The sequence below is a fragment of the Pseudomonas sp. B12(2026) genome (assembly GCF_057767015.1).
Genome location: NZ_CM173430.1, coordinates 2,802,291 through 2,822,536, shown reverse-complemented (window position 1 = coordinate 2,822,536; position 20,246 = coordinate 2,802,291). Strand labels below are relative to the sequence as shown.

Below are 20,246 nucleotides of genomic sequence, written 5' to 3'. Positions count from 1 at the left end.
AGGGTTGGCGGGTTTCGCTGAAGGTGGCTTACGGCCGCCCGTGCGGATGCGCCGGATCGTCGTCATCGTCGCGGAAGCGCGCGGCGATGCCGCGGAACTCGCCCTGCAGGGCATCGAAGGCATCGACGACATCCGGGTCGAAGTGCAGGCCGCGCTGGGCCAGGATGTATTCCGTGGCGGCCTCGTGGGGCATCGCGGCCTTGTAGATGCGCCGGCTGATCAGCGCGTCGTAGACATCGGCGACCGCCATCAGCCGCGCCGCCAGCGGAATCGCCGCGCCGGCCAGGCCCTGGGGGTAGCCCGAGCCGTCCCATTTCTCGTGATGACCGTAGGCGATCTGCTTGGCCAGCCGCAGGAAGGAAACATCCGTGCCCAGGCGCTTCTCGGCCTTCTCCAGGGCATCGAGCCCCTGCGTGGTGTGCGTCTTCATCAGCTCGAACTCGTCGGCGGTGAGCCGCCCGGGCTTGAGCAGGATGTGGTCGGGGATGCCGACCTTGCCGATGTCGTGCAGCGGCGCCGACTTGTACAGCAGGTGCAGGGTTTCGTCGTCCAGCTCGGCGGCGAAGCGCGGGTGCCCCTGCAAGTGCTCGGCCAGCGCGCGGACGTAATACTGGGTGCGGCGGATGTGGTTGCCGGTCTCGTTGTCGCGGGTCTCGGCGAGGGAGGCCATGGCCAGGATGGTGACGTCCTGGATGGCCGCCACTTCGCGGGTCCGCCGCTGCACTTCGCGTTCGAGGAATTCGTTCTGGTCGCGGAGGAAATCGGCGGCGGCCTTGATCCGCAGCTGGTTGTCCACGCGCATCAGCACGGTCGGCGGGTTGATCGGCTTGGTCAGGTAGTCCACCGCGCCGAGCTCCAGGCCGCGCAGCTCGTCGTCGGTGGCGCCCCGGGAGGTGACGAAGATCACCGGGATGTGCCGCGTCTGTGGATTCTCGCGCAGGTGCCGGCAGACCTCGAAGCCGCTCATGCCCGGCATCATCACGTCCAGCAGGATGAGGTCCGGCGGCTCGTCGGAGGTGGCGATCTGCAGCGCCTTCTCGCCGCTCCTGGCGGCCTTTACCCGGTAAGGCAGCCTGAGCAGTTCGGTCAGTAGCGTCAGGTTTTCGGGTCTATCGTCGACGATCAGGATCGTCGGTCTGACAACGGGACCAGGTTCATTCATTGACCATTCTCCGCCGGAGTGAAGGCGCCCGCGGCAGATCCGGCCAGGGCGCAGGCGAGAGTATAGACAGCCTCCTGGCCGATAACGGCTGTGCGCCGCGCCCCCGGAAAAACGCAAAAGCCCCTTGCCCGGCGACGGCCGGGCAAAGGGCTTTTTTGGGGGGGCGATCAGCCTTCGATCTTCTGCTTCAGCGCCGCCAGGCCATCGACATAGATGCCGGTGAACAGCGCGCTGGCCTCGGCGTCGCTGATGCCGGCCGGGGTGAAGGAGCCGAACCATTCCACGCGAACGCCTTCGCCCTCGCTGCCGGGCAGCACGCGCAGGGTCGACTGGTAGTCGCGCACCGGCGCCGGGCCCTGGAGGATGGTGTAGCTGTAGCTGCGCTCGGCTTCGTTGAAGTCCAGCAGGCGCTCGATGATGGTGTCGCCCTCGACGCTCTTCAGGGTGCGCACGCGGCCGCCCTCGCTGAGCGCGCTCTGCGGAATGAACGGCAGCCAGTCGGGCAGCGCGTCGAAGCCGCCGATCAGTTGCCAGACCTGGTCGATGTCGGCGTTGAGGTCGATGAATGCAGTGGCCTTGGCCATGATGGTTCTCCCGGGGCGCATGCCCCAAATGATTCGGTGATTGGCTGTGATGCGCCGGGCCACGGGGCCCGGCGGCTGGAGGTTCAAACGGCCGGGACGGGCGCCACGGCGCTGATCAGGCCCTGCTCGCGCAGGTCGTTCCAGAACGCGGCGGGGATGACGGCGCTGAGCGCGGCGTGGTCCTCGTTGGCGTGCAGCGGACGGGTCGAGCCGGGGATCGCCGCCACCACGGCCGGATGGGCCAGGGCGAACTGCAGGGCGGCGGCCTTGACGTCAACGCCGTGGGCGCGGGCCACCGAGCGGATGCGTTCGAGCTTGGCCAGCACGGCCGGGCTGGCCTTCTGGTACTCGAAGTGCGCGCCGCCGGCGGTCACGCCGGAGCTGTACGGACCGCCGACGACGATGCCGACGCCCTGCTCCACCGCCTGCGGCATCACGCGCTGCAGGGCCCGCTCATGGTCCAGCAGCGAGTAGCGGCCGGCGAGCAGGAAGCCGTCGGGGCGCGGCTCGTCCAGGTCGAGGGTCAGTTCGATCGGCTCGACGCGGTTCACGCCCAGGCCCCAGGCCTTGATCACGCCTTCTTCGCGCAGGCGGGTGAGGACGCGGAAGGCGCCGGTGCGGGCGATCTCGAACTGGGTCAGCCACTCGTCACCGTAGAAGTCCTGGGCGATGTCGTGGATCCAGACGATGTCCAGGCGGTCGGTGCCCAGGCGCTTGAGGCTGTCCTCGATGGAACGCAGGGTGGCGTCGGCGCTGTAGTCGTTGACGATGCGGTTGCGGTTGCCGTGCTCGAACAGCCCGCTCTTCTCGCCCAGTTCGCGGGCGGCCGGGTCTTCCAGCTCGTCGAGGATGATGCGGCCGACCTTGGTGCTCAGCACGTATTCGTCACGCGGGCGGCTGGCCAGGGCGGCGCCCAGGCGGGTTTCGGAGAGGCCGGCGCCGTAGAACGGCGCGGTGTCGAAGTAGCGCACGCCGTTGTTCCAGGCGGCATCGACGGTGGCCTGCACTTCCTCGGCGGGCACGGCGCGGAACATGTTGCCCAGCGGCGCGGTGCCGAAACCGAGGCGGGTGGGGATCAGGGACTTGAGACTCATGACGGGGTTCTCCGGGTTGGGGGGAGTCGCTTGTGAACTCCAGTGACGGCAATCCTATGCCCGGCCAACCGAGACCGTCCAAGTCATAATTCGACAGACTTGAGACCTGTAACGTCATCCCCCTTTGCCCAGCCGCTTTCCGTCCGGCCCCTTCAAACCTCCGACGCGGCCAGCACCATCTCGCGGAACTCACCGACGATCGGCCGCAGGTCGACGCGGTGCCAGGCGGCCCACAGGCCGGTGCTCTGCCCCAGCCAGGGCAGCTCGCGCAGCACCACGTTGGGGTTGTGCTCGCCGCCGATGCTGCGCTGGATCAGCGCCAGGCCCAGGCCGGCGGACACCAGCCCGAGCGCGCTCAGCGGCTCGGCGGCCTCCAGGCGGATCTCCGGGGTGAAGCCGGCTTCCACGCAGCTGGCGAGGAAGCGTTCGCGGCGGTTCATCTGCATCTGGCCCTCGACCATGATCCAGTCCTGCTCGTGCAGGTCGGCCGGGAGTATTTCCGCCCGTTCCGCCAGCGGGTGGCCGACCGGCAGCGCGAGGTGCAGCGGGTCGTCGAACACCGGGGCGGCGAGCAGGTCCGGGTCGTCGGCCGCCGGCGGCTCGCAGACCAGGGCGATGTCCAGGCTGCGCTGGCGCAGGCCCTCGAACTGCTCCTGGGCCGAGAGGTTGTAGAGGACGATATGGATGCCCGGTCGCTCCTCGCGCACCCGGCGCAAGGCATCGGGCAGCACGCCGGCATGGATGGCGTGGCTGACGTAGCCGATGCACAGCCCGCCCGTCTCGCCCCGGCCCAGCCGGCGGCCCAGGGATTCCAGGCGTTCGGCGTGCTTGAGCAGGGCCTTGGTCTCGTGCAGGAAGGTACGTCCGTCGGAAGTCAGGCGCAGGCGCTGCTGGCTGCGCTCGAATAGTTGCAGGCCGAGGCGCTCCTCCAGCTGGGCGATCTGCCGGCTCAGCGGCGACTGGGAAATGTGCAATTGCTCGGCCGCCTTGCCGACGTGCTCGACTTCGGCCACGGCGACGAAATAACGGAGTTGTCTGAGATCGAGCATAGACCCTCAAGGACTCAAGTATGTCGAATTAAGTTATGTACGATCTTACAAGCCGCTACTAGGATGCCGCCATACCCAAACGATCACCGGCACGCAGCCCGTGCCCCTTGAAGAGGAATCCAACCATGCAGATCGATCTGGGCGGCAAGACCGCCATCATCAGTGGCTCCACCGGCGGCATCGGCCTGGGCATCGCCCGCCAGCTGGCCGCCTCCGGCGCCGACGTGGTCATCGTCGGCCGCAACGCGGCTTCCGTGGACCAGGCCGTGGCCGGCATCCATGAAGCCGGCGGCAAGGCCCGCGGCGTGGTCGCCGACCTGGGCAACGCGGCCGGCGCCGAGACGCTGTTCGCCGCCGAGCCCCACGCCGACATCCTGGTGAACAACCTGGGCATCTATAACGATGTCGATTTCTACGACACCGACGACCGGCAGTGGCTGGACTTCTACGAGATCAACGTGCTCTCCGGCGTGCGCCTGTCCCGCCACTACACCCCGGGCATGGTCGAGCGCGGCTGGGGCCGGGTGATCTTCCTGTCCTCCGAATCGGGCGTGGCCATCCCCGCGCAGATGATCAACTACGGCGTCACCAAGGCCGCCAACCTCGCCGTCTCCCACGGCCTGGCCAAGCGCCTGGCGGGCACCGGCGTGACGGTCAACGCCATCCTCCCCGGCCCGACCTTCACCGAAGGCGTGGCCAACCTGGTGGCCGACGCCGTGCGCCAGTCCGGCCGCAGCGCCCGCGAGGAAGCCGACGCCTTCGTGCGCCGCGAGCGTCCCAGCTCGATCATCCAGCGCGTCGCCGAAGTGGACGAAGTGGCGGCCCTGGTGACCTACGTCGCCTCGCCCTACTCCTCCGCCACCACCGGCGCGGCCCTGCGCGTGGACGGCGGCGTGGTGGACAGCCTGGCGATCTGAGTCTGCGACGCGACAAACCGAGCCCCGGCCTTCTGGCCGGGGCTTTTTTATGTGCGGGTGTCATGCACGCGCCTTCAGATAAAGAAGCGGAACTTGAAGGCCCCGGACGCGCTGCATCCCGGGGACGCAATCCCCCACAAACGAAAAGGCCGTCTCACAAGGAGACGGCCTACTCGGGGAGCGTGCTTCAAGCCCCGTCGCGGGACGGGCTGTCCGCCGTTTCCAGGGTGACCTTCTGCACCCGCCCCAGCCATACCAGCAGCAACCCCGCGCCGGCCAGCAGGCCGCCGGCGACGGGCACCGCGGCGTAACCGAGGTTCAGGCTGATCACCCCGCCACCCAGCGCCGCGCCCACGGCATTGCCGAGGTTGAAGGCGCCGACGTTGACCGACGAGGCCAGCCCCGGCGCTTCGGCGGCGGCGTGCATCACCCGCATCTGCAGCGGCGGCACCACCGCGAAGGTGGCCACGCCCCAGAGCAGCAGGCCCACGGCGGCGCCCACGTGGCTGGTCAGGGCCAGCGGCAACAGCAGCATGATCACCGCCAGCGCGGCGAGGAAGATCCGTGCCGCGCCGTCCAGCGACCAGTCGGCGAGACGCCCGCCCAGGCTGTTGCCGAGGGTGAAGCCGACGCCGATCAGCACCAGCGCCAGGGTGACGAAGGCGTTCGAGGCGCCGGTGAGATCGGCCAGCACCGGGGCGACGTAGGTGTAGAGGGTGAACATCGCGCCCGCCCCCAGCACCGTGGTCGCCATCGCCAGCAGCACGCTGGGCCGGGCGATCACCGCCAGCTCGCGGCGGACATGGGGCACCGTGCCGCGCTCGCCCCTGGGCAGGGCGAACCACAGCGCGGCCATGGCGAGCACGCCGAGCCCCGCCGTGCCGGCGAAGGCCAGCCGCCAGCCGACCTGCTGGCCGACCCAGGTGGCCGCCGGCACCCCGCCGATGTTGGCGATGGTCAGGCCCATGAACATGGTCGCCACCGCGCTGGCGCGCTTGTCCCTGGGCACCACGCTGGCCGCGACCACCGCGCCGAGGCCGAAGAAGGCGCCGTGGTTGAGGCTGGTGACCAGCCGCGAGGCGAGCAGCGTGTAGTAGTCCGGCGACATCGCCGAAAGCAGGTTGCCGACGGTGAAGATGGCCATCAGCGCCATCAGCGCGGCGCGCTTGCCGAAGCGGCTGAACAGCAGGGTCATCACCGGCGCGCCGACCATCACGCCGACCGCGTAGGCGGTGACCAGCATCCCCGCGGTGGGGATGCTGACCTGCACGCCATCGGCGATCACCGGCAGCAGCCCCATCGGGGTGAACTCGGTGGTGCCGATGCCGAAGGCGCCGATCGCCAGGGCGAACAGGACCCGCCCGGATTTCATTTATCGTCGTCCTGGACGCCGTATTCGGCGGCATCGATTTCCGTCAGCGGGCCCTGCATGCGGTAGTAGCTCAGGTCCACGGCGGTGAAGAAGGCCCTCGAATGGCCCTTGGCGAAGTCGTCGACATGCACCACGGTGGCGCCGTCGGCCTCCTGCCAGGAGATCACGTAGACCCCCTCGGCGATCTCCTGCCACTGGCACTCCGCCTCGCCGCTGGCGCCGGCGTAGGGGCCGGAGACGATGGCGTAGCGGATGCTGTTGCCGTCGGCGGAATAGACGTTGTGCGCGGACAGGCCGTCGTAGTCGACGCGGAAGGCGCGGCCGGCGAAGACCGGGAGGGAGGATTGCTCGGGTTTGCTCATTTGATGGCCACCGGGTTGATGTTGACTTGGGTCGAGCCGACGTACAGCGGCTGGCCGAGGACGAAGAGGAACTCCCAGGCCTGGTCGCGCACCAGGGCGCGGCTGTCGATCAGTTCGAGGTTGTAGATGCCACGCTTGGCGAGCAGGTACTGGTTGACCGGGAACTCGTCCTTGCCGTGGGGATTGGGGTAGACCTCCGAGGCCCAGGTATCGCCGCCGAAGGCGACGATGCCCTGGTCGGCCAGCCACTTCGCGGCCTCCATGCCGATGCCCGGCTCGACCTCGAGGAACTGCTTGTTGTCCTTGCCGATCAGTTCCAGCCAGCCGGTGTTGAACAGCACCACGTCGCCCTTGCGCAGGGTGATGCCCTCCTTCTTCAGCACCGCCTGGATGTCGGCGACGCTGAACTCGGTGCCGCCGGGGACGATGGCCTTGCCGTAGTGCGCGGTCATGTCCAGCACCACCCCGCGGGTCGCGAACGGCGGGACCTTCTCGATGCCGAGCTTCTTCACCCCTTCGACGGTGACGAAATCGGCGGCCCGGTTGCCGTTGTAGTAAAGGTTGTCGATGCCGATGTGGCCAATGCCGTTGAGCTGGGTGCCGACGCCGGTCCAGGCGTTCACCAGCTCGTCGTTGAAGGTGAACTTGTTCGGGCCGAGGGACTGGCCGCCCTGCTCGCCCGGCTGGATGTTGTAGAGGCGGAAGCTGCGGTGGCGGAAGGCCGGCAGGTTCTTGTCCACCGGCACGGCCAGCGGGTAGGTCTTGCCGGTCCTGACCAGTTGCACCGCCTGTTTGGTGACCTCGGGGGTCAGCAGGTTGGCGGCGCCGATCTCGTCGCCCGCGCCATAGGCGGACGGGTACCAGTCCGCGGCGGAAGCGGTCTGCACGGCCAGCGGCAGCAAGGTCGCCAGGGTAAATGTCGCAAGGGCTTTCATCTGTGAATTCCTGGGTTTGCTCAGGCGGTTGCCAGGCTGGGGTAATCGGTAAGGCCGTGGGCGCCGCCGCCGAACAGGGTTTCGCGCTGGTGCGGGTTGAGCGGCGCGCCCTGGCGCAGGCGTTCGGGCAGGTCGGGGTTGGCGACGAAGGGCCGGCCGAAGGCGATCAGGTCCGCCCAGCCTTCGCGCAGCGCGGCGTTGGCGCGTTCGGCGGTGTACTTGCCGGCGTAGATCAGGGTGCCGGGGAACACTTCGCGCAGGCGCTGCTTGAATTCCAGCGGCATGTGCGGGGCATCGTCCCAGTCGGCTTCGGCGATGTGGATGTAGCCCACGCCGATCTCGCCCAACAGGCGCGCGGCGGCCAGATAAGTCGTTTCCGGATCGGCGTCGACGCAGCCGTTGAGGGTGGTCAGCGGCGCCAGGCGGATGCCGACGCGGCGCTTGTCGCCGGTGCCTTCGACCAGCGCCTGGGCGACTTCGCCGAGGAAGCGCAGGCGGTTCTCCAGCGAGCCGCCGTACGGGTCGGTGCGGTCGTTGGCGTTGGAGTCGATGAACTGGTTGACCAGGTAGCCGTTGGCGGCGTGCAGCTCGACGCCGTCGAAGCCGGCGGCCATGGCGTTGCGCGCGGCCTGGCGGTACTCGTCGACGATGCCCTGGATTTCCTCGGTCTTCAGCGCGCGCGGCTTCGAGGCCTGGACGAAGCCGGGAGTGCCGTCGGTCTCGGCGACGAAGACGTTGACGCCCTCGGCCTGCATCGCCGAGGAAGACACCGGCGCCTGGCCGTCGAGCAGGCTGATGTGGCTCAGCCGGCCGACGTGCCAGAGCTGGGCGAAGATGCGCCCGCCGGCGGCGTGCACCGCCTGGGTGACTTTGCGCCAGCCGGCGACCTGGGCCGGCGAGTGGATGCCCGGGGTCCAGGCGTAGCCCTTGCCCAGCGGGGATATCCAGGTGCCTTCGCTGACGATCAGGCCGGCGCTGGCGCGCTGGGCGTAGTACTCGGCCATCAGCGCGTTGGGCACGTCGCCCGGCTGGCTGGCGCGGGAACGGGTCATCGGCGGCATGACGATGCGGTTGGGCAGTTCGAGGCCGCCCAGGGAGTAGCTGTGGAACAGCGGGGATGCATTCTCAGACATTGCAAGTCTCCTCCAGCGGCGCGGCCGCCGTGGTCGATCGGGCATGGAATTCGGGCAGCACGTACTCGGCGATCTCGTGCAGGGTCTCGTCGAGCGGCCGCAGGTTGCGGCGCAGCTGCAGGCCGACGTGGTCGACGCCGGCGGCACGCAGCGCGCGCAGTTCGGCGGCCAGCGCATCGCGGCCGCCACGGAAGCCGAAGCGCCAGCGCCGCATGGGCTCGTCGGCGCGCTCGGCCAGGTCCAGGTGGATGAAGCTCGAATAGGGCTTGGCCCCGGCTACCGCGCGCCAGTTGGCGACGCGGCGCTGGTGGTCCTCCGGCGTGCCGGGATAGGCCAGGCAGCCGTCGAGGTTGGCGCCGATCCAGGCCGGGCTCTGCTGCGCCAGGCCCGCCACCAGCAACGGCAGCGGCGAAGTCGGCGCCGGCAGCACGGCCATGCCTTCGGGCAGGCTCGACCGCGCGGCGTCCCGCAGCAGCGCGACCTGCTCGCGGAAGTTGCCGCCGCGGCCTTCGAAATCGCGGCCGAACAGCGGGTATTCCACCGGCCGGTCGCCGCTGGCCACGCCGAGCAGCAGGCGGTCGCCGCTCAGGCGTTGCACGCTGGCTGCCGACTTGAGGGTCAGCAGCGGTTCGCGGATCGGCAGCACCACGGCGGCGGTGCCGAGCAGGATGTCGCGGGTGACGCCGGCCAGGTAGCCGAGGTAGGAAAACACCTCGAAGACCTGCGCGGCGTCGCCGAACGACGGGTCGTAGAGCGGTACGTCACGCACCCACAGGGCGCGGAACCCGAGGCGGTCGGCAAGCCGTGCCAGCTGGGCGTGGCGCGCCAGGTCCGGCTCGCCGTGGCGGCGTCCGGCCTGCTGCCGCGCCTGCTCGCCGGCGGGCGTCCAGTCGTTGTCCAGCGGGGCTTCGAGGCCGACGCTGAAGCCGCCGGCGGTCAGGCGATGCAGGGGGGCGGACATGGCGGTCAGTCCCAGATCGGAGCCAGGCCTTCCGGGCTGACTTCACGGCCGTTGCGTTCCAGCGTGGCGATCTTCGCCATGTCGTCGGCGTCCAGGCGCAGTTCCCGGGCCAGCAGGTTGCTGGCGAGGTTCTCGCGGCGGGTCGAGGACGGGATCACCGCGTAGCCCAGCTGCATCGCCCAGGCCAGCGCGACCTGCGCGACGGTGGCGTCGTGCTTGGCGGCGATCTCCGCCAGCAGCGGGTCCTTCAGCACCTTGCCGTAGGCCAGGGTCATGTAGGAGGTGACCGGTATGCCCTGCTCCTTCAGGAAGGCGGTCAGCGCCGGGTTCTGCAGGTAGGGGCTGAGTTCGATCTGGTTGGTGGCGATCTCGCCCTTGCCCACGGCGGCGATAGCCTGGCGAGTCAGGTCGATGTTGAAGTTGGAGATGCCGATCCGGCGGGTCAGGCCGAGTTTCTTGGCCTCGGCCAGCGCGGCCATGTATTCGGCAAGCTCGACGCCATTGCCCGGCGCCGGCCAGTGGATCAGGGTCAGGTCGACGTGGTCGGTGCGCAGCTTGGCGAGGCTGTCGCGCAGGCTGGGGATCAGTTTGTCGGCGGCGTAGTTCTCCACCCAGATCTTGGTGGTGAGAAACAGCTCGGAGCGCGACACGCCGCTCTCGGCGATGGCCTGGCCGATGTCGGCCTCGTTGCCGTAGATCTGCGCGGTGTCGATGGTGCGGTAGCCCAGTTCCAGCGCGGTGCGTACCGAATCGATGACGGCCTGGCCGGTGAGGCGGAAGGTGCCGAGGCCGAAGGAAGGAATGCTCATGTCGTGGGGCTCCAGGGAGGTTGATCGTTCCAATGGAGCGCAGTGTGCCGGCTCGGCTTGCGGCGATTAAGACGCCGGCACGGCAAAGTCATTTGACTTGAAGTCACGAGTGGAAGGTTTGAGTGTGAGCCGGACGCAAAGCTGATCCGTCGACGCAGCTGGGCGTTTCATGCGTTTCTCGGGCGATTTTGCAGCTCAAGCTCGCGGGTGTGAGGGCAGCCAGCTTCGCCCCGGCCAGGGCCTTTTGTCGGATAAATCAATTACGGCATTTTTATATGCCTAAATAGATTTTGCAGTGTCACCGACCACCAGAGGCTACCGCCATGAAAATCGCATCATCGCTACTCCTCGTGCTCGTCACCACGCTCTGCGTCCCGGCATTCGCCGCCACCTCCCCGTCCGCCGGCGCCTCGCCGGCTTCCGCCGCGGCCCTGGACAACCGCCTGGCCCTGCGCGACCTGTGGCAGGAACACATCTTCTGGATCCGCGACTACGTGCAGGCCAACCAGGCCGGCGACAAGGCCCGGGCCAAGGCCGCCGCCGAGCAGGTGGTGGGCAACGCCACCAGCATCGCCAACGGCATCGCGCCGCTCTACGGCCAGCCGGCCGCCGACCAGTTGCTCAAGCTGCTGGCCGGCCACTGGGGCGCCGTGAAGCACTACAGCGACGCCAGCGTCGCGAAGGACGCCGCCGGGCGCAAAGCCGCCGTTGGCGAGCTGACCAGCAATGCCGGCGCCATTGCCAGGTTCCTCGCCTCGGCCAACCCCAACTTGCCCGAGAAGGACCTGGTGGCCATGCTCAGTACCCACGGCGCCCAGCACATCGCGCAGATCGACCAGCTCGGCGCGCATGACTACGCCGGCGAGGCCAAGACCTGGCAGGCCATGCGCCAGCACATCCTGATGCTGGCCGACGCCCTGAGCGCCGCGCTGGTCAAGCAGTTCCCGGACAAGTTCTGAGCGAGGCAAGCGAATGCTTCAAGGAATGGGCCGTACCCAGCAAGACCTGCTCGCCGCCCTGCTCTACCGGGCGGGCGGCATGAGCATCGAGGAGCTGGCCGAGCAACTGGCGGTCACCCGCACCGCCGTGCGCCAGCATCTGGCGGCGCTGGAGCGCGACGCGCTGGTCGAGCGCGGCCCGACCCGCCCGACCGGGCGCCGCCCGGAACAGCTGTACCTGCTGACGCCCAAGGGTCGCGAGCTGTTCCCCCGGCAGTACCAGCTGCTCGGCGACCTGCTGATCGGCGAGATCGCGCAGCTCCTCGGGCACGACGCCCTGCTGGAAATGATGCGCAGGCTCGGCACGCGCCTGGCGAGCGAACTGGAGACCGCGCCGGTGGCGGAGCCGCGCATCGCCGAGCACCTGAACGCCAACGGCTACGAGGCGCAGATCATCGCCCGCAGCTCCGGCGAGGCGGAAATCGTCGCGCACAACTGCGTGTTCCATCACCTGGCCGACCTCTACCCGGAAGTCTGCGAGCTCGACCTGGCGCTGATCGGCACCCTCGGCGGGCACCCCGTCGAACACCTCGAATGCATGCACCGTGGCGGGCAGGTCTGCCGCTTCCACCTGCGGAAAAAGGCGGAAGACGATTCCGCCTGATACGACTAATCCTCGAAACGCCCGGTGCCTTCCCGGTCGCGCGGGTAGCGCCGCTGGAGCGGGAACCGCGGCAGCCAGGCCTCGCGGCGGATGGTCCAGAGTTCGTAGGTGGGCCTGAACTGGTCGGGGGCATCCAGGGAGCCGAGGTTCACTTCGACTTCGTCGCCGCTGCGCGAGAACACCGACGAGCCGCAGCGCGGGCAGAAATACCGCCCGGCGTAGTCGCCGGTCTCGCCCTCGATGGTCACCGCGTCCTCGGGGAACACCGCCGAGGCGTGGAACAGCGCCCCGTGGTGCTTGCGGCAATCCAGGCAGTGGCAAAGGCCGACCCGGTAGGGACGCCCCGTCGCCACCAGGCGGACATTGCCGCACAGGCAGCCGCCGGTGAATCGTTCCACGTTGCACCTCCTGGCCAGGGCGTAGGCAACCCCTGGTCAAGGCAAGGTTAGCCGGAGCAACCGCATCCCCGGCGCCCCGCCCGACCGGCGTCGGCGCACGGGGCGCCACCCGGAGGTGGGCCCCGCGCTTCCCGCGATGGCGCAACTCAGGCGCGATAGCGCGCGGCCGGCTGGCTCAGCGACAGGTTCGGCATCAGCTTCTGCCGCGCCGCCTCGTAGGCGTCCAGGTCGGCGCCTTCCGGCAGGGATGGAATGGTGGCGAACTCGCCCTGGTCGAACCCGGCCAGCGCCGCGTCGACCATGTCCTCCGCCTTCATCACGATGGCGCTCGGCAGGTACTCCAGCGGGGTGCCGGCCACGCCCCAGAAGTCGGTCGCCGTGGCGCCGGGCAGCACCACCTGGACCCGCACGTTCTTGTCCGCCAGCTCATGGCGCAGCGACTGGCTGAACGCCAGGACGAAGGCCTTGGAACCGCCGTACACGCCGTTGAGGACTTCCGGGGCAATGGCGACGATCGAGGCGATGTTGATCAGCGTGCCGCCGCCGCGCGCGACAAAGCCCGGAACGGCCGCATAGGTCAGGCGCGTCAGCACGTTCACGTTGAGCGTGAGCATCTCTTCCAGCTTGTCGACGTTCGACTCCAGCAGCGGGCGGGTCGCGCCGAGGCCGGCGTTGTTGACCAGCAGGGTGATGCTGGCGTCGCTGCGCAGCAGGTCTTCGACCCGCGCCAGGTCCGCCCTGTCGGCGAGGTCGGCGACCACCACCTCGACGGAACGGCCGGTTTCGTCGCTCAGGCGCTTGGCCAGGGCATTCAGGCGGCTCTGGTTGCGGGCCACCAGGATCAGGTCATAGCCGCGGCGGGCCAGGCGTTCGGCGTAGATGGCGCCGATACCGGACGAGGCGCCGGTGATCAGGGCGGTACCGCGATGGGACTGAGTCATGTCGATTCTCCAGGTTGGGGGAAACTGGAGAACAGGATGCGGCGATTTTGCGATATCTTAAATGACGTATATGGTACTGATTCAGGACATACGAGGAACCACCATGCACCGCATCGGCTACCTGCTCACGGACGGATTCCAGGTGCTCTCCCTGGCCACCCAGACGGTGTTCGAGTACGCCAACTTCGTCACCGGGGAGCCCTTCTACAGCATCGAGAACTTCTCGCTGGCGGGCGGCCCGGTGCGCTCTTCCCTCGGGCTCACCCTGGAAACCCGGCCCGTCGAGGCGCCGGGGCTGGCGGACACCTGGATCGTCGTCGGGGTCAACGATCCGCTGACGCACGAGGTTTCCGCCTCCGTCCTCGACTTCGTGCGCCAGGCCGGCGGCCAGGCGCGGCGCACCGTGGGCATCTGCACCGGCGGCTTCGTCCTCGCCGAGGCGGGACTGCTGGCCGGGCGCCGCGCCACGACCCACTGGGGGTTCGCCCAGGCCATGCAGAAGCGCTACCCGGAGATCAGCGTCGAGGACGACCGCATCTATATCATCGACGGCCCCTTCTGGACCTCGGCGGGCATGACCGCCGGGCTCGACCTCGCCCTCGGCATGGTGGAAAAGGACCTCGGCGCGGAGGTGGCGCGCTCGGTGGCGCACAAGCTGGTGATGCACCAGCACCGCTCCGGCGGACAGTCGCAGCACTCGGAGATGCTCGATCTGGCGCCCAAGTCGGACCGCATCCAGAGCGCCCTGAACTACGCGCGCAGCCACCTGAACCGGCCGATCAGCGTCGAGGAACTGGCGGAAATCGCCCACCTGAGCCCGCGCCAGTTCACCCGGGTGTTCACCGCCGAGACCGGGCAATCCCCGGCCAAGGCCATCGAGGGCCTGCGCCTGGAGGCGGCGCGGCTGATGATCGAACAGAGCCGCCACTCCCTGGACGAGGTGGCCCGTGAGGCCGGCTTCCGCGACCGCCGGCACATGCGCGAAGCCTTCATCCGCGGCTTCGGCGTGCCCCCGCAGGCGGTGCGCCGGGACGCCCGGCGGGTGGCGGGCTGAGCGCTCAGCCCTGGCGGACGATGTCGACCGATATCTCCACCGCCGCCACCGCGCCGCGGTTCTCCAGCCAGTGCGTGGTGTTCCGGTCCTCCGGCCAGCCCGGGCCCGGCCCGTAGTCCGTGGCGACGCCGTTGCGGTGGTCGGTGATGATGCCCTGCAGGATGTAGACGGTGCCGGGCCGGTCCTTGTGGTCGTGAAGCGGCCCGAAGACACCTCCCGGTTGGATGGTCACCTTGCGCATCCTGAGCTGACGCCCGGCCATGCCCTCGATCTCGGGGCCGAGGTCGATGCTTGCCAGCAATTCCACCGTTACGCCGTGGCTCTCGGGTGCCGCCCGTTCGTTGCTCATCGTGGTCTCCTCGCAATGCCTGCCGAGGCCCGAAGGGCCTCTCTTCCAGTGAAGCGCTGTTTTACCGATCAGGGCGGTGCCGGGCCGATGACAGGGGCTTGGGGCGACAAAAAGCAGCGTGAAGCTGCATAGGGCACGGAATAAATCAATTGCCTCTTCCCTCGCCTCGTTTACCGAACGGGGAGTTAGTCATTCCGTTTTCCTACAAAGCCAGAAGAACTTTCATATAGTTACTGAAGAAATATTCACTGATATACGCCCCTGTCAACTATGCCTATTTCGTCGTCATATTTTAATAAATCAAACAAGCCATCCAATTAGCGAAGCGCTAGCCTCCAGAAACGATGCGCAAATCCCCTCTGCATCGAACCCAACGACCGGCAAGTTCAAAATCTGAAACTGCATTCAGATGCATCACCTGACGAAGCCAAAGGCGCCACAAGCATAAAAAGGAAGCAGGTCATGAATCACGAACTCAAGCATTTCATTGAAATTTCCGAAAACATTGCCGACGAAACCAGAAAGCAGCTGAAAATCGAGCGACAACGCCATCTTTACGCTGGACGGGATTTCATCTCGAAAGATGACAGCAGTCCGGTGACGGATATCGATCGACAAATAGAAGTCCTCATTCGCCAGCGCCTAAAGGAACATTTCCCACACCATGGCATCCTGGGCGAGGAATATGGAGCCGAAGCTTCTACGGAAGAATATGTCTGGGTCGTGGACCCTATCGACGGGACGAAGCAATTCATTGCCGGGATTCCGGTCTACGGCACTTTGATCGCTCTTTGTCACCATGGCCGGCCGATACTTGGCATTATCGACATCCCTTCCCTGGATGAGCGCTGGGTTGGAGCCGAGGGCCAACAGACCACCCTGAATGGCATTGTCGTCAGCACCCGCCCGTGCCGCCATCTCTCGGCGGCGCTGATGTCCGTCAGCAGCGCGGAGTTTGTTCTTCCGGAATATCAGCAAGGCTTCAATTACTTGCAGAAGAATACGAAATGGCGGGTTTACGGAGCAGCCTGCTACGCCTACGGCTGTCTCGCATCGGGGCGCATCGACCTGAGTATCGACCTGGGTGGTTTGCGGGAAGTGGACTATTGCGCACTGGTTCCGGTCATTGAAGGCGCCGGTGGCGTTATCACCGACTGGCAGGGCCGCCCCCTGACCATGTATTCCGGCCCTACGGTGGTGGCGGCGGGAGACCCTGAATTGCACGCCAGGGCCCTGGCGGCTCTGCATGAGCGTCATCAAGCCTGAAAAACAAGAACAATCCGCCACTTTCGACAAGGAAACTCACATGTTCCAGTGGATGAAGGCAATGCCCGCCCGGCCGGTCAGTCACCCGGCAAATGAAGTGAATGCATTATATAAATACTGGCGTATTCAAATACTGATTGGCATGTACGCCGGCTATGCGGCGTTTTACTTTACACGCAAAAGCTTCAACTATGTCATGCCGCAGATGATCATCGACCTGGGGATCAGCGTCACGGACATCGGCCTGCTGGGCACCCTGTTCTATTTCGTCTATGGGGCATCACGTTTCATATCCGGCATGTTGAGCGACCAGGCCAATCCACGTTATTTCATGGGAATTGGCCTGATTGCCACCGGGATATTGAACATTCTTTTCGGCCTCAGCTCTTCCTTGCTGTTGTTTTCCGTCCTGTGGATCGCCAATGCCTTTTTCCAGGGCTGGGGATGGCCGCCCTGTTCCAAGTTGCTGACTTCTTGGTATTCGCGTAATGAGCGCGGCACCTGGTGGGCTATCTGCAATACTTCGCACAACGTCGGGGGCGCGATGATTCCCCTGTTGGCCGGCGTATTGACCATGCATTACGGCTGGCGTTATGGAATGGCCATTCCCGGGGTCATCGCCATCGTGACCGGCATATTCCTTTGCTATCGGCTACGTGATCGTCCCGTGAGCATGGGATTGCCCAGCGTAGGAACCTGGCGCAACGACCAACTGGAGCTGGAGCAGGAGCGCGCGAGTCTTGAGCTATCCCGTTGGCAGGTCCTCCAGCAGTATATCCTGCGCAACAAATATATATGGCTGCTGGCAATATCCTATGTATTCGTCTATGTCGTGCGCATTGGTATCAATGACTGGGGGAATCTGTATCTGATACAGCACTACAATTATTCGCTCGTAGAGGCGAACTCGGTGCTTTCATTCCTTGAGGTTGGCGGCTTCATCGGCACGCTGGTGGCTGGCTGGGGGTCAGATGCGTTCTTTGCCGGCAATCGCATCCCGATGAATATCATTTTCATGCTCGGCATATTGGCATCCGTCTTTTCATTGTGGTTCGCCGGCTTCGACAATTACCTGATTAACGCCGGATGCTTCTTTTGCATCGGGTTCTTTATCTTCGGCCCGCAGATGTTGATTGGAATGGCCGCGGCGGAATCGGCGCACAAGGAATCCGCGGGTACCGCGACCGGGTTTGTCGGCATCTTCGGTTATTTCGGTGCCGCTCTTTCCGGTTATCCCCTGGCGAAGGTGCTTGAAACATGGCACTGGAGCGGCTTTTTCGTGGTGCTGTCTGCCGCGGCCATCCTGTCGGTGCTGTTGCTGTTGCCAATGGTCATGCCACGACAGCGGTCAGCGAGGCTCGACATGCAATCCTGATAAGCCCCGTTCCAGACCCCGGCATCGCCATCGAAGAAAGCCGGCCCGGCGTCCCCGCCGCCCAAGTGCAATGAACTTCCTGCTCCGGCAGCGCCCTGTCCCGGTCACCGGGCTGGCGCTGCACGGCCAACCTCTCCGCCAGTCGCCCATCCTGTAGCCGAAGCCATGTCACTGCCGCCCCGCGCGGCTGCCTCGTAGTTCTTCGAATCCCCTGCCGCCGCGTTGCCACCGGCCGATACCCGCTCTAGATTGCCGTGCGGCAAATTGCCGCGGATCGCCCATACTCATTCCCAGCAGTGATTCGTGGCGCATTCCAGCGACCTGCGCCGCGCGCCAGAGCAGCATCGGCCACTCCCGTCGCGGGCCCTCCCCCGACCCATTTGTGGAACCGACCAGGCCGGCAGAACTGAACCCCTTTTCGATCCCACCGCCAACGTTGTGCTGTACCCATTGTCAGGAGACGAAAACAATGAAGAAACATACAGTTCTGCTGCCCATGCTGGTCCTTCCGCTGCTGGTCGGCTGTTCGAGCAACAACGTGTCGAGCGAGGACTACTCCGGTTTCCTCGGCGACTACTCCCACCTGAGCGAGCGCTGGAGCCCCTACGGCACCAAGGTGATGTCTTGGACCGATCCCGACCTGCAGCTCAGCCGCTATTCCAGCGTCTACATCGAGCCGACGCAGTACTTCCCCAAACCCACCCCCAGCGACAAGGTCTCGCAGCAGACGCTTGACCAGATTTCCAGCTACTACACTCAGGTGCTCAAGAGCGAGTTCAGCCAGGTGCTGCCCGTCGTCGATCACCCCGTCAAGGACTCGCTGGTGGTGCGCGCGGCGATCACTGGCGTGAGCAGCCATGCGCAATCCGTGCATGCCGACGAAGTGATCCCGGTCGCGCTGGCCGCCGGCGGCCAGGACACGGTGATCGCCACCGAGGCTTACTTCCTCGACGGCCGCACCGGCAAGGTGGTCGCCCAGGTGATGCGCAAGGGCACCGGGGAGCCGCTGGAGAGCTCCAGCCAGGCCATGGCCGCCAAGGATGTGAAGGGTGTGCTGGATGGCTGGGGCGAGGATATGCGCCGGTCCTACAACAAGCTGGTCGCACAGCGGTAAAACACCCGGCCGGAGGCTGATCCGGCCGGGGCAATCGAACTCGCCGCGAGGGGGCGGCGAGTTCTCCAGGCATCGCAGGAAGGGGACGAGCGAATGCCGCATGACAGGAGTCTGCTGCTGTTCCAGGGCATCGCCGCCATTCCGCTGATCGCCTGGGCGGACGGCTCGCGGCTGCCCGAGCGCTGCACCACCGCCCCCGGAAACCCTCCACGCCGCCAAGGCCGGCAGACCGGGCTGGAGATAGCCGCCAACGACACCCCGCCGCTCTACCCGAACACCCTCGACACCCTCACCCGCCTCTGTCCGCAACCCCGGGTGATCGCCCGGACGCGCACCCGCCGGCAGGTCCCGCAACTGTCATTCAGGGGCGCCGACCCGGTGCGCGAAACCCTCCCTTCCAGCCTGGTGACGGGACCGTTCATCGAGCAGGGTATTGACGAGGAACAGGCCGCGGCCTGGATCCGCCGCTATAAACAGCAGGAAGAGCAAGAGCTTCTGGAACTGCACCGGCAGGGGCGCGCCGATGAGCCGGGCGGCCCGATCGACAAGAACGGCGGGACCATTACCAACCCCGCCGGCACAGGATTAACCAATGGAGAGCGCCACGCGGCGCAATGATCATCCGGCCCACGCGGTCGGTACGGAGAAAAACCATGCAACCAGGCTTCAAGCTCGATAGCGCCGTGTCACAGGGCCTGCTCGACGTGCTCATCAAGGCGGGGCTGGTCGCCACCCTGGTGATCTTCGCCTTCCAGGTGTTCCAGCCGTTCATGGAGCTGATGCTCTGGTCGGTGATCCTCGCCGTCACCCTCTATCCCCTGCTGCGCTGGATCAAGCGGCACTCCGGGCTGAAGGACGGCCGCGCGGCGACGCTGATCGTGCTGTTCGTCCTGCTGGTGCTGCTGGCGCCGATCTACCTGCTGGCGGTGTCCATCGGCGAATCGCTGGACAGCGCGGTGGCGGTGATCAAGAGCGGCACCTGGAGCGTGCCGGCACCGCCGGATTCGGTGGCGGGCTGGCCGCTGATCGGGGAGCGCCTGCACGAGCTGTGGCTGTCGGCCTCCGTCAGCCTGAGCGGCGTGCTGCACGGCCTGCTGCCCAACCTCAAGGACACCGGGCGCATGCTGCTCGGCGCCGCGGCCAGCGCCGGCGGCGCCTTCCTGCTGTTCATCGGCGCGGTGATCATCTCCGGCATCATCATGGCCTTTGGCGAAAACGGCCGGATCGCGTCGCAACGCATCGCCATCCGGGTGTCCGGCGAGGCGCGCGGCAAGCACATCGCCGAGCTGTGCACGGCCACCATCCGCGCGGTCGCCCAGGGGGTGATCGGTATCGCCTTCATCCAGATGCTGCTGATCGGCCTGGGCTTCGTGGTCAAGGGCGTGCCCGGCGCGGGGATACTGGCGGTGGTCATCCTGCTGCTGGGCATCGTCCAGGCGCCGGCGACCCTGGTCACCCTGCCGGTGATCGTCTACGTGCTCAGCACCGAAGGCTTCACCGCTACGACCATCGCCTTCGCCGTCTACGTCTTCGTCGCCGGCCTCGCCGACAACGTGCTCAAGCCGCTGCTGCTGGGGCGCGGCGTCGACGTGCCGATGCCGGTGGTGCTGATCGGCGCGCTCGGCGGCATGGTGGTCAAGGGCATCATCGGCCTGTTCATCGGCCCGGTGATCCTCGCAGTGACCTACAACCTGTTCTGGCAATGGGTCGACCAGCAGGTGCCTCTGGCGGACAGCCCCTCCGAGCCATCCGCCTGAGCCAGGGACTGT

General features: G+C 66.7%; 22 protein-coding genes. 9 read left to right on the top strand and 13 right to left on the bottom strand.

Annotated features, from left to right (window positions below; all coding sequences use genetic code 11):
- Positions 1–28: 28 nt before the first annotated feature.
- The 4 genes from AC3B6A_RS13145 to AC3B6A_RS13130 form a co-directional block, all read right to left on the bottom strand.
- Positions 29–1,162 (bottom strand): HD-GYP domain-containing protein, encoded by a 1,134-nt coding sequence (locus AC3B6A_RS13145; protein ID WP_488403310.1) that lies wholly within the window; start codon positions 1,160–1,162, stop codon positions 29–31.
- Between the two features lie 167 nt (positions 1,163–1,329).
- Entirely contained in the window at positions 1,330–1,746 is a 417-nt protein-coding gene (locus AC3B6A_RS13140; protein WP_488403308.1) for an SRPBCC family protein, read from the bottom strand.
- 83 nt (positions 1,747–1,829) lie between these two features.
- Positions 1,830–2,840 carry an aldo/keto reductase gene (locus tag AC3B6A_RS13135; RefSeq protein ID WP_488403306.1) on the bottom strand — a complete coding sequence of 337 codons (1,011 nt, stop codon included), beginning with the start codon at positions 2,838–2,840 and terminating at the stop codon, positions 1,830–1,832.
- 152 nt (positions 2,841–2,992) lie between these two features.
- Positions 2,993–3,889 carry a LysR family transcriptional regulator gene (locus AC3B6A_RS13130; protein ID WP_488403304.1) on the bottom strand — a complete coding sequence of 299 codons (897 nt, stop codon included), beginning with the start codon at positions 3,887–3,889 and terminating at the stop codon, positions 2,993–2,995.
- 125 nt (positions 3,890–4,014) lie between these two features.
- Between AC3B6A_RS13130 and AC3B6A_RS13125 the strand changes: the two genes are divergently transcribed.
- Positions 4,015–4,806 carry an SDR family NAD(P)-dependent oxidoreductase gene (locus tag AC3B6A_RS13125; protein WP_488403303.1) on the top strand — a complete coding sequence of 264 codons (792 nt, stop codon included), beginning with the start codon at positions 4,015–4,017 and terminating at the stop codon, positions 4,804–4,806.
- A 187-nt stretch (positions 4,807–4,993) separates the two neighbouring features.
- Here AC3B6A_RS13125 and AC3B6A_RS13120 read toward each other — a convergent pair whose 3' ends face one another.
- From AC3B6A_RS13120 to dkgB, 6 genes are read right to left on the bottom strand one after another with little or no spacing between them, the layout of a single operon-like run.
- A complete protein-coding gene (locus AC3B6A_RS13120) occupies positions 4,994–6,178 on the bottom strand; it encodes an MFS transporter (protein ID WP_488403301.1) in 1,185 nt (394 codons plus the stop codon).
- Positions 6,175–6,540 (bottom strand): MoaF-related domain-containing protein, encoded by a 366-nt coding sequence (locus tag AC3B6A_RS13115; RefSeq protein WP_488403299.1) that lies wholly within the window; start codon positions 6,538–6,540, stop codon positions 6,175–6,177. The genes AC3B6A_RS13120 and AC3B6A_RS13115 overlap by 4 nt, the downstream gene beginning before the upstream one ends.
- Positions 6,537–7,475, bottom strand: coding sequence for a cyclase family protein (locus tag AC3B6A_RS13110; RefSeq protein ID WP_488403297.1), 939 nt, complete (start codon positions 7,473–7,475; stop codon positions 6,537–6,539). The genes AC3B6A_RS13115 and AC3B6A_RS13110 overlap by 4 nt, the downstream gene beginning before the upstream one ends.
- 20 nt (positions 7,476–7,495) lie before the next feature.
- The gene (locus tag AC3B6A_RS13105) at positions 7,496–8,608 is read right to left on the bottom strand and encodes an alkene reductase (protein ID WP_488403295.1); all 1,113 of its coding nucleotides are present in this window, start codon (positions 8,606–8,608) and stop codon (positions 7,496–7,498) included.
- Complete coding sequence (locus AC3B6A_RS13100) at positions 8,601–9,569, bottom strand: TIGR03571 family LLM class oxidoreductase (RefSeq protein WP_488403294.1); 969 nt, start codon at positions 9,567–9,569, stop codon at positions 8,601–8,603. The genes AC3B6A_RS13105 and AC3B6A_RS13100 overlap by 8 nt, the downstream gene beginning before the upstream one ends.
- 5 nt (positions 9,570–9,574) lie before the next feature.
- Positions 9,575–10,378: a 2,5-didehydrogluconate reductase DkgB gene (gene dkgB / locus AC3B6A_RS13095; protein WP_488403292.1), complete on the bottom strand. Its 804-nt coding sequence runs from the start codon at positions 10,376–10,378 to the stop codon at positions 9,575–9,577.
- A 323-nt stretch (positions 10,379–10,701) separates the two neighbouring features.
- Here dkgB and AC3B6A_RS13090 point away from each other — a divergent pair, with 323 nt between their 5' ends.
- Together AC3B6A_RS13090 and AC3B6A_RS13085 are read left to right on the top strand one after the other, a co-directional pair.
- A complete protein-coding gene (locus AC3B6A_RS13090; protein WP_488403291.1) occupies positions 10,702–11,337 on the top strand; it encodes a hypothetical protein in 636 nt (211 codons plus the stop codon).
- Positions 11,338–11,350: 13 nt separating this feature from the next.
- Positions 11,351–11,980: a helix-turn-helix transcriptional regulator gene (locus tag AC3B6A_RS13085; protein ID WP_488403290.1), complete on the top strand. Its 630-nt coding sequence runs from the start codon at positions 11,351–11,353 to the stop codon at positions 11,978–11,980.
- Between the two features lie 5 nt (positions 11,981–11,985).
- Here the strand turns inward: AC3B6A_RS13085 and AC3B6A_RS13080 are convergent, their stop codons facing one another.
- On the bottom strand, positions 11,986–12,378 hold the full coding sequence (locus AC3B6A_RS13080) for a GFA family protein (RefSeq protein WP_488403289.1): 393 nt from the start codon (positions 12,376–12,378) through the stop codon (positions 11,986–11,988).
- Between the two features lie 146 nt (positions 12,379–12,524).
- Entirely contained in the window at positions 12,525–13,319 is a 795-nt protein-coding gene (locus AC3B6A_RS13075; RefSeq protein WP_488403287.1) for an SDR family NAD(P)-dependent oxidoreductase, read from the bottom strand.
- Between the two features lie 103 nt (positions 13,320–13,422).
- On the opposite strand from AC3B6A_RS13075, the gene AC3B6A_RS13070 reads away from it, so the two are divergent.
- The gene (locus AC3B6A_RS13070; RefSeq protein ID WP_488403285.1) at positions 13,423–14,373 is read left to right on the top strand and encodes a GlxA family transcriptional regulator; all 951 of its coding nucleotides are present in this window, start codon (positions 13,423–13,425) and stop codon (positions 14,371–14,373) included.
- 4 nt (positions 14,374–14,377) lie between these two features.
- Here AC3B6A_RS13070 and AC3B6A_RS13065 read toward each other — a convergent pair whose 3' ends face one another.
- Complete coding sequence (locus tag AC3B6A_RS13065; RefSeq protein WP_488403284.1) at positions 14,378–14,722, bottom strand: cupin domain-containing protein; 345 nt, start codon at positions 14,720–14,722, stop codon at positions 14,378–14,380.
- Positions 14,723–15,184: 462 nt separating this feature from the next.
- Between AC3B6A_RS13065 and AC3B6A_RS13060 the strand changes: the two genes are divergently transcribed.
- The 5 genes from AC3B6A_RS13060 (at position 15,185) to AC3B6A_RS13040 (ending at position 20,234) form a co-directional block, all read left to right on the top strand.
- Positions 15,185–15,988 (top strand): inositol monophosphatase family protein, encoded by an 804-nt coding sequence (locus AC3B6A_RS13060; RefSeq protein ID WP_488403283.1) that lies wholly within the window; start codon positions 15,185–15,187, stop codon positions 15,986–15,988.
- Positions 15,969–17,363, top strand: a complete 1,395-nt coding sequence (uhpC, locus tag AC3B6A_RS13055; RefSeq protein ID WP_488403282.1) for an MFS transporter family glucose-6-phosphate receptor UhpC — start codon at positions 15,969–15,971, stop codon at positions 17,361–17,363. Before AC3B6A_RS13060 ends, uhpC begins: the two co-directional genes overlap by 20 nt.
- 469 nt (positions 17,364–17,832) lie before the next feature.
- Positions 17,833–18,477, top strand: coding sequence for a DUF3313 domain-containing protein (locus AC3B6A_RS13050; protein ID WP_488403280.1), 645 nt, complete (start codon positions 17,833–17,835; stop codon positions 18,475–18,477).
- A gap of 93 nt (positions 18,478–18,570) precedes the next feature.
- On the top strand, positions 18,571–19,095 hold the full coding sequence (locus tag AC3B6A_RS13045; protein WP_488403279.1) for a hypothetical protein: 525 nt from the start codon (positions 18,571–18,573) through the stop codon (positions 19,093–19,095).
- Positions 19,096–19,130: 35 nt separating this feature from the next.
- On the top strand, positions 19,131–20,234 hold the full coding sequence (locus AC3B6A_RS13040) for an AI-2E family transporter (protein ID WP_488403278.1): 1,104 nt from the start codon (positions 19,131–19,133) through the stop codon (positions 20,232–20,234).
- The last annotated feature ends 12 nt before the right edge of the window (positions 20,235–20,246 follow it).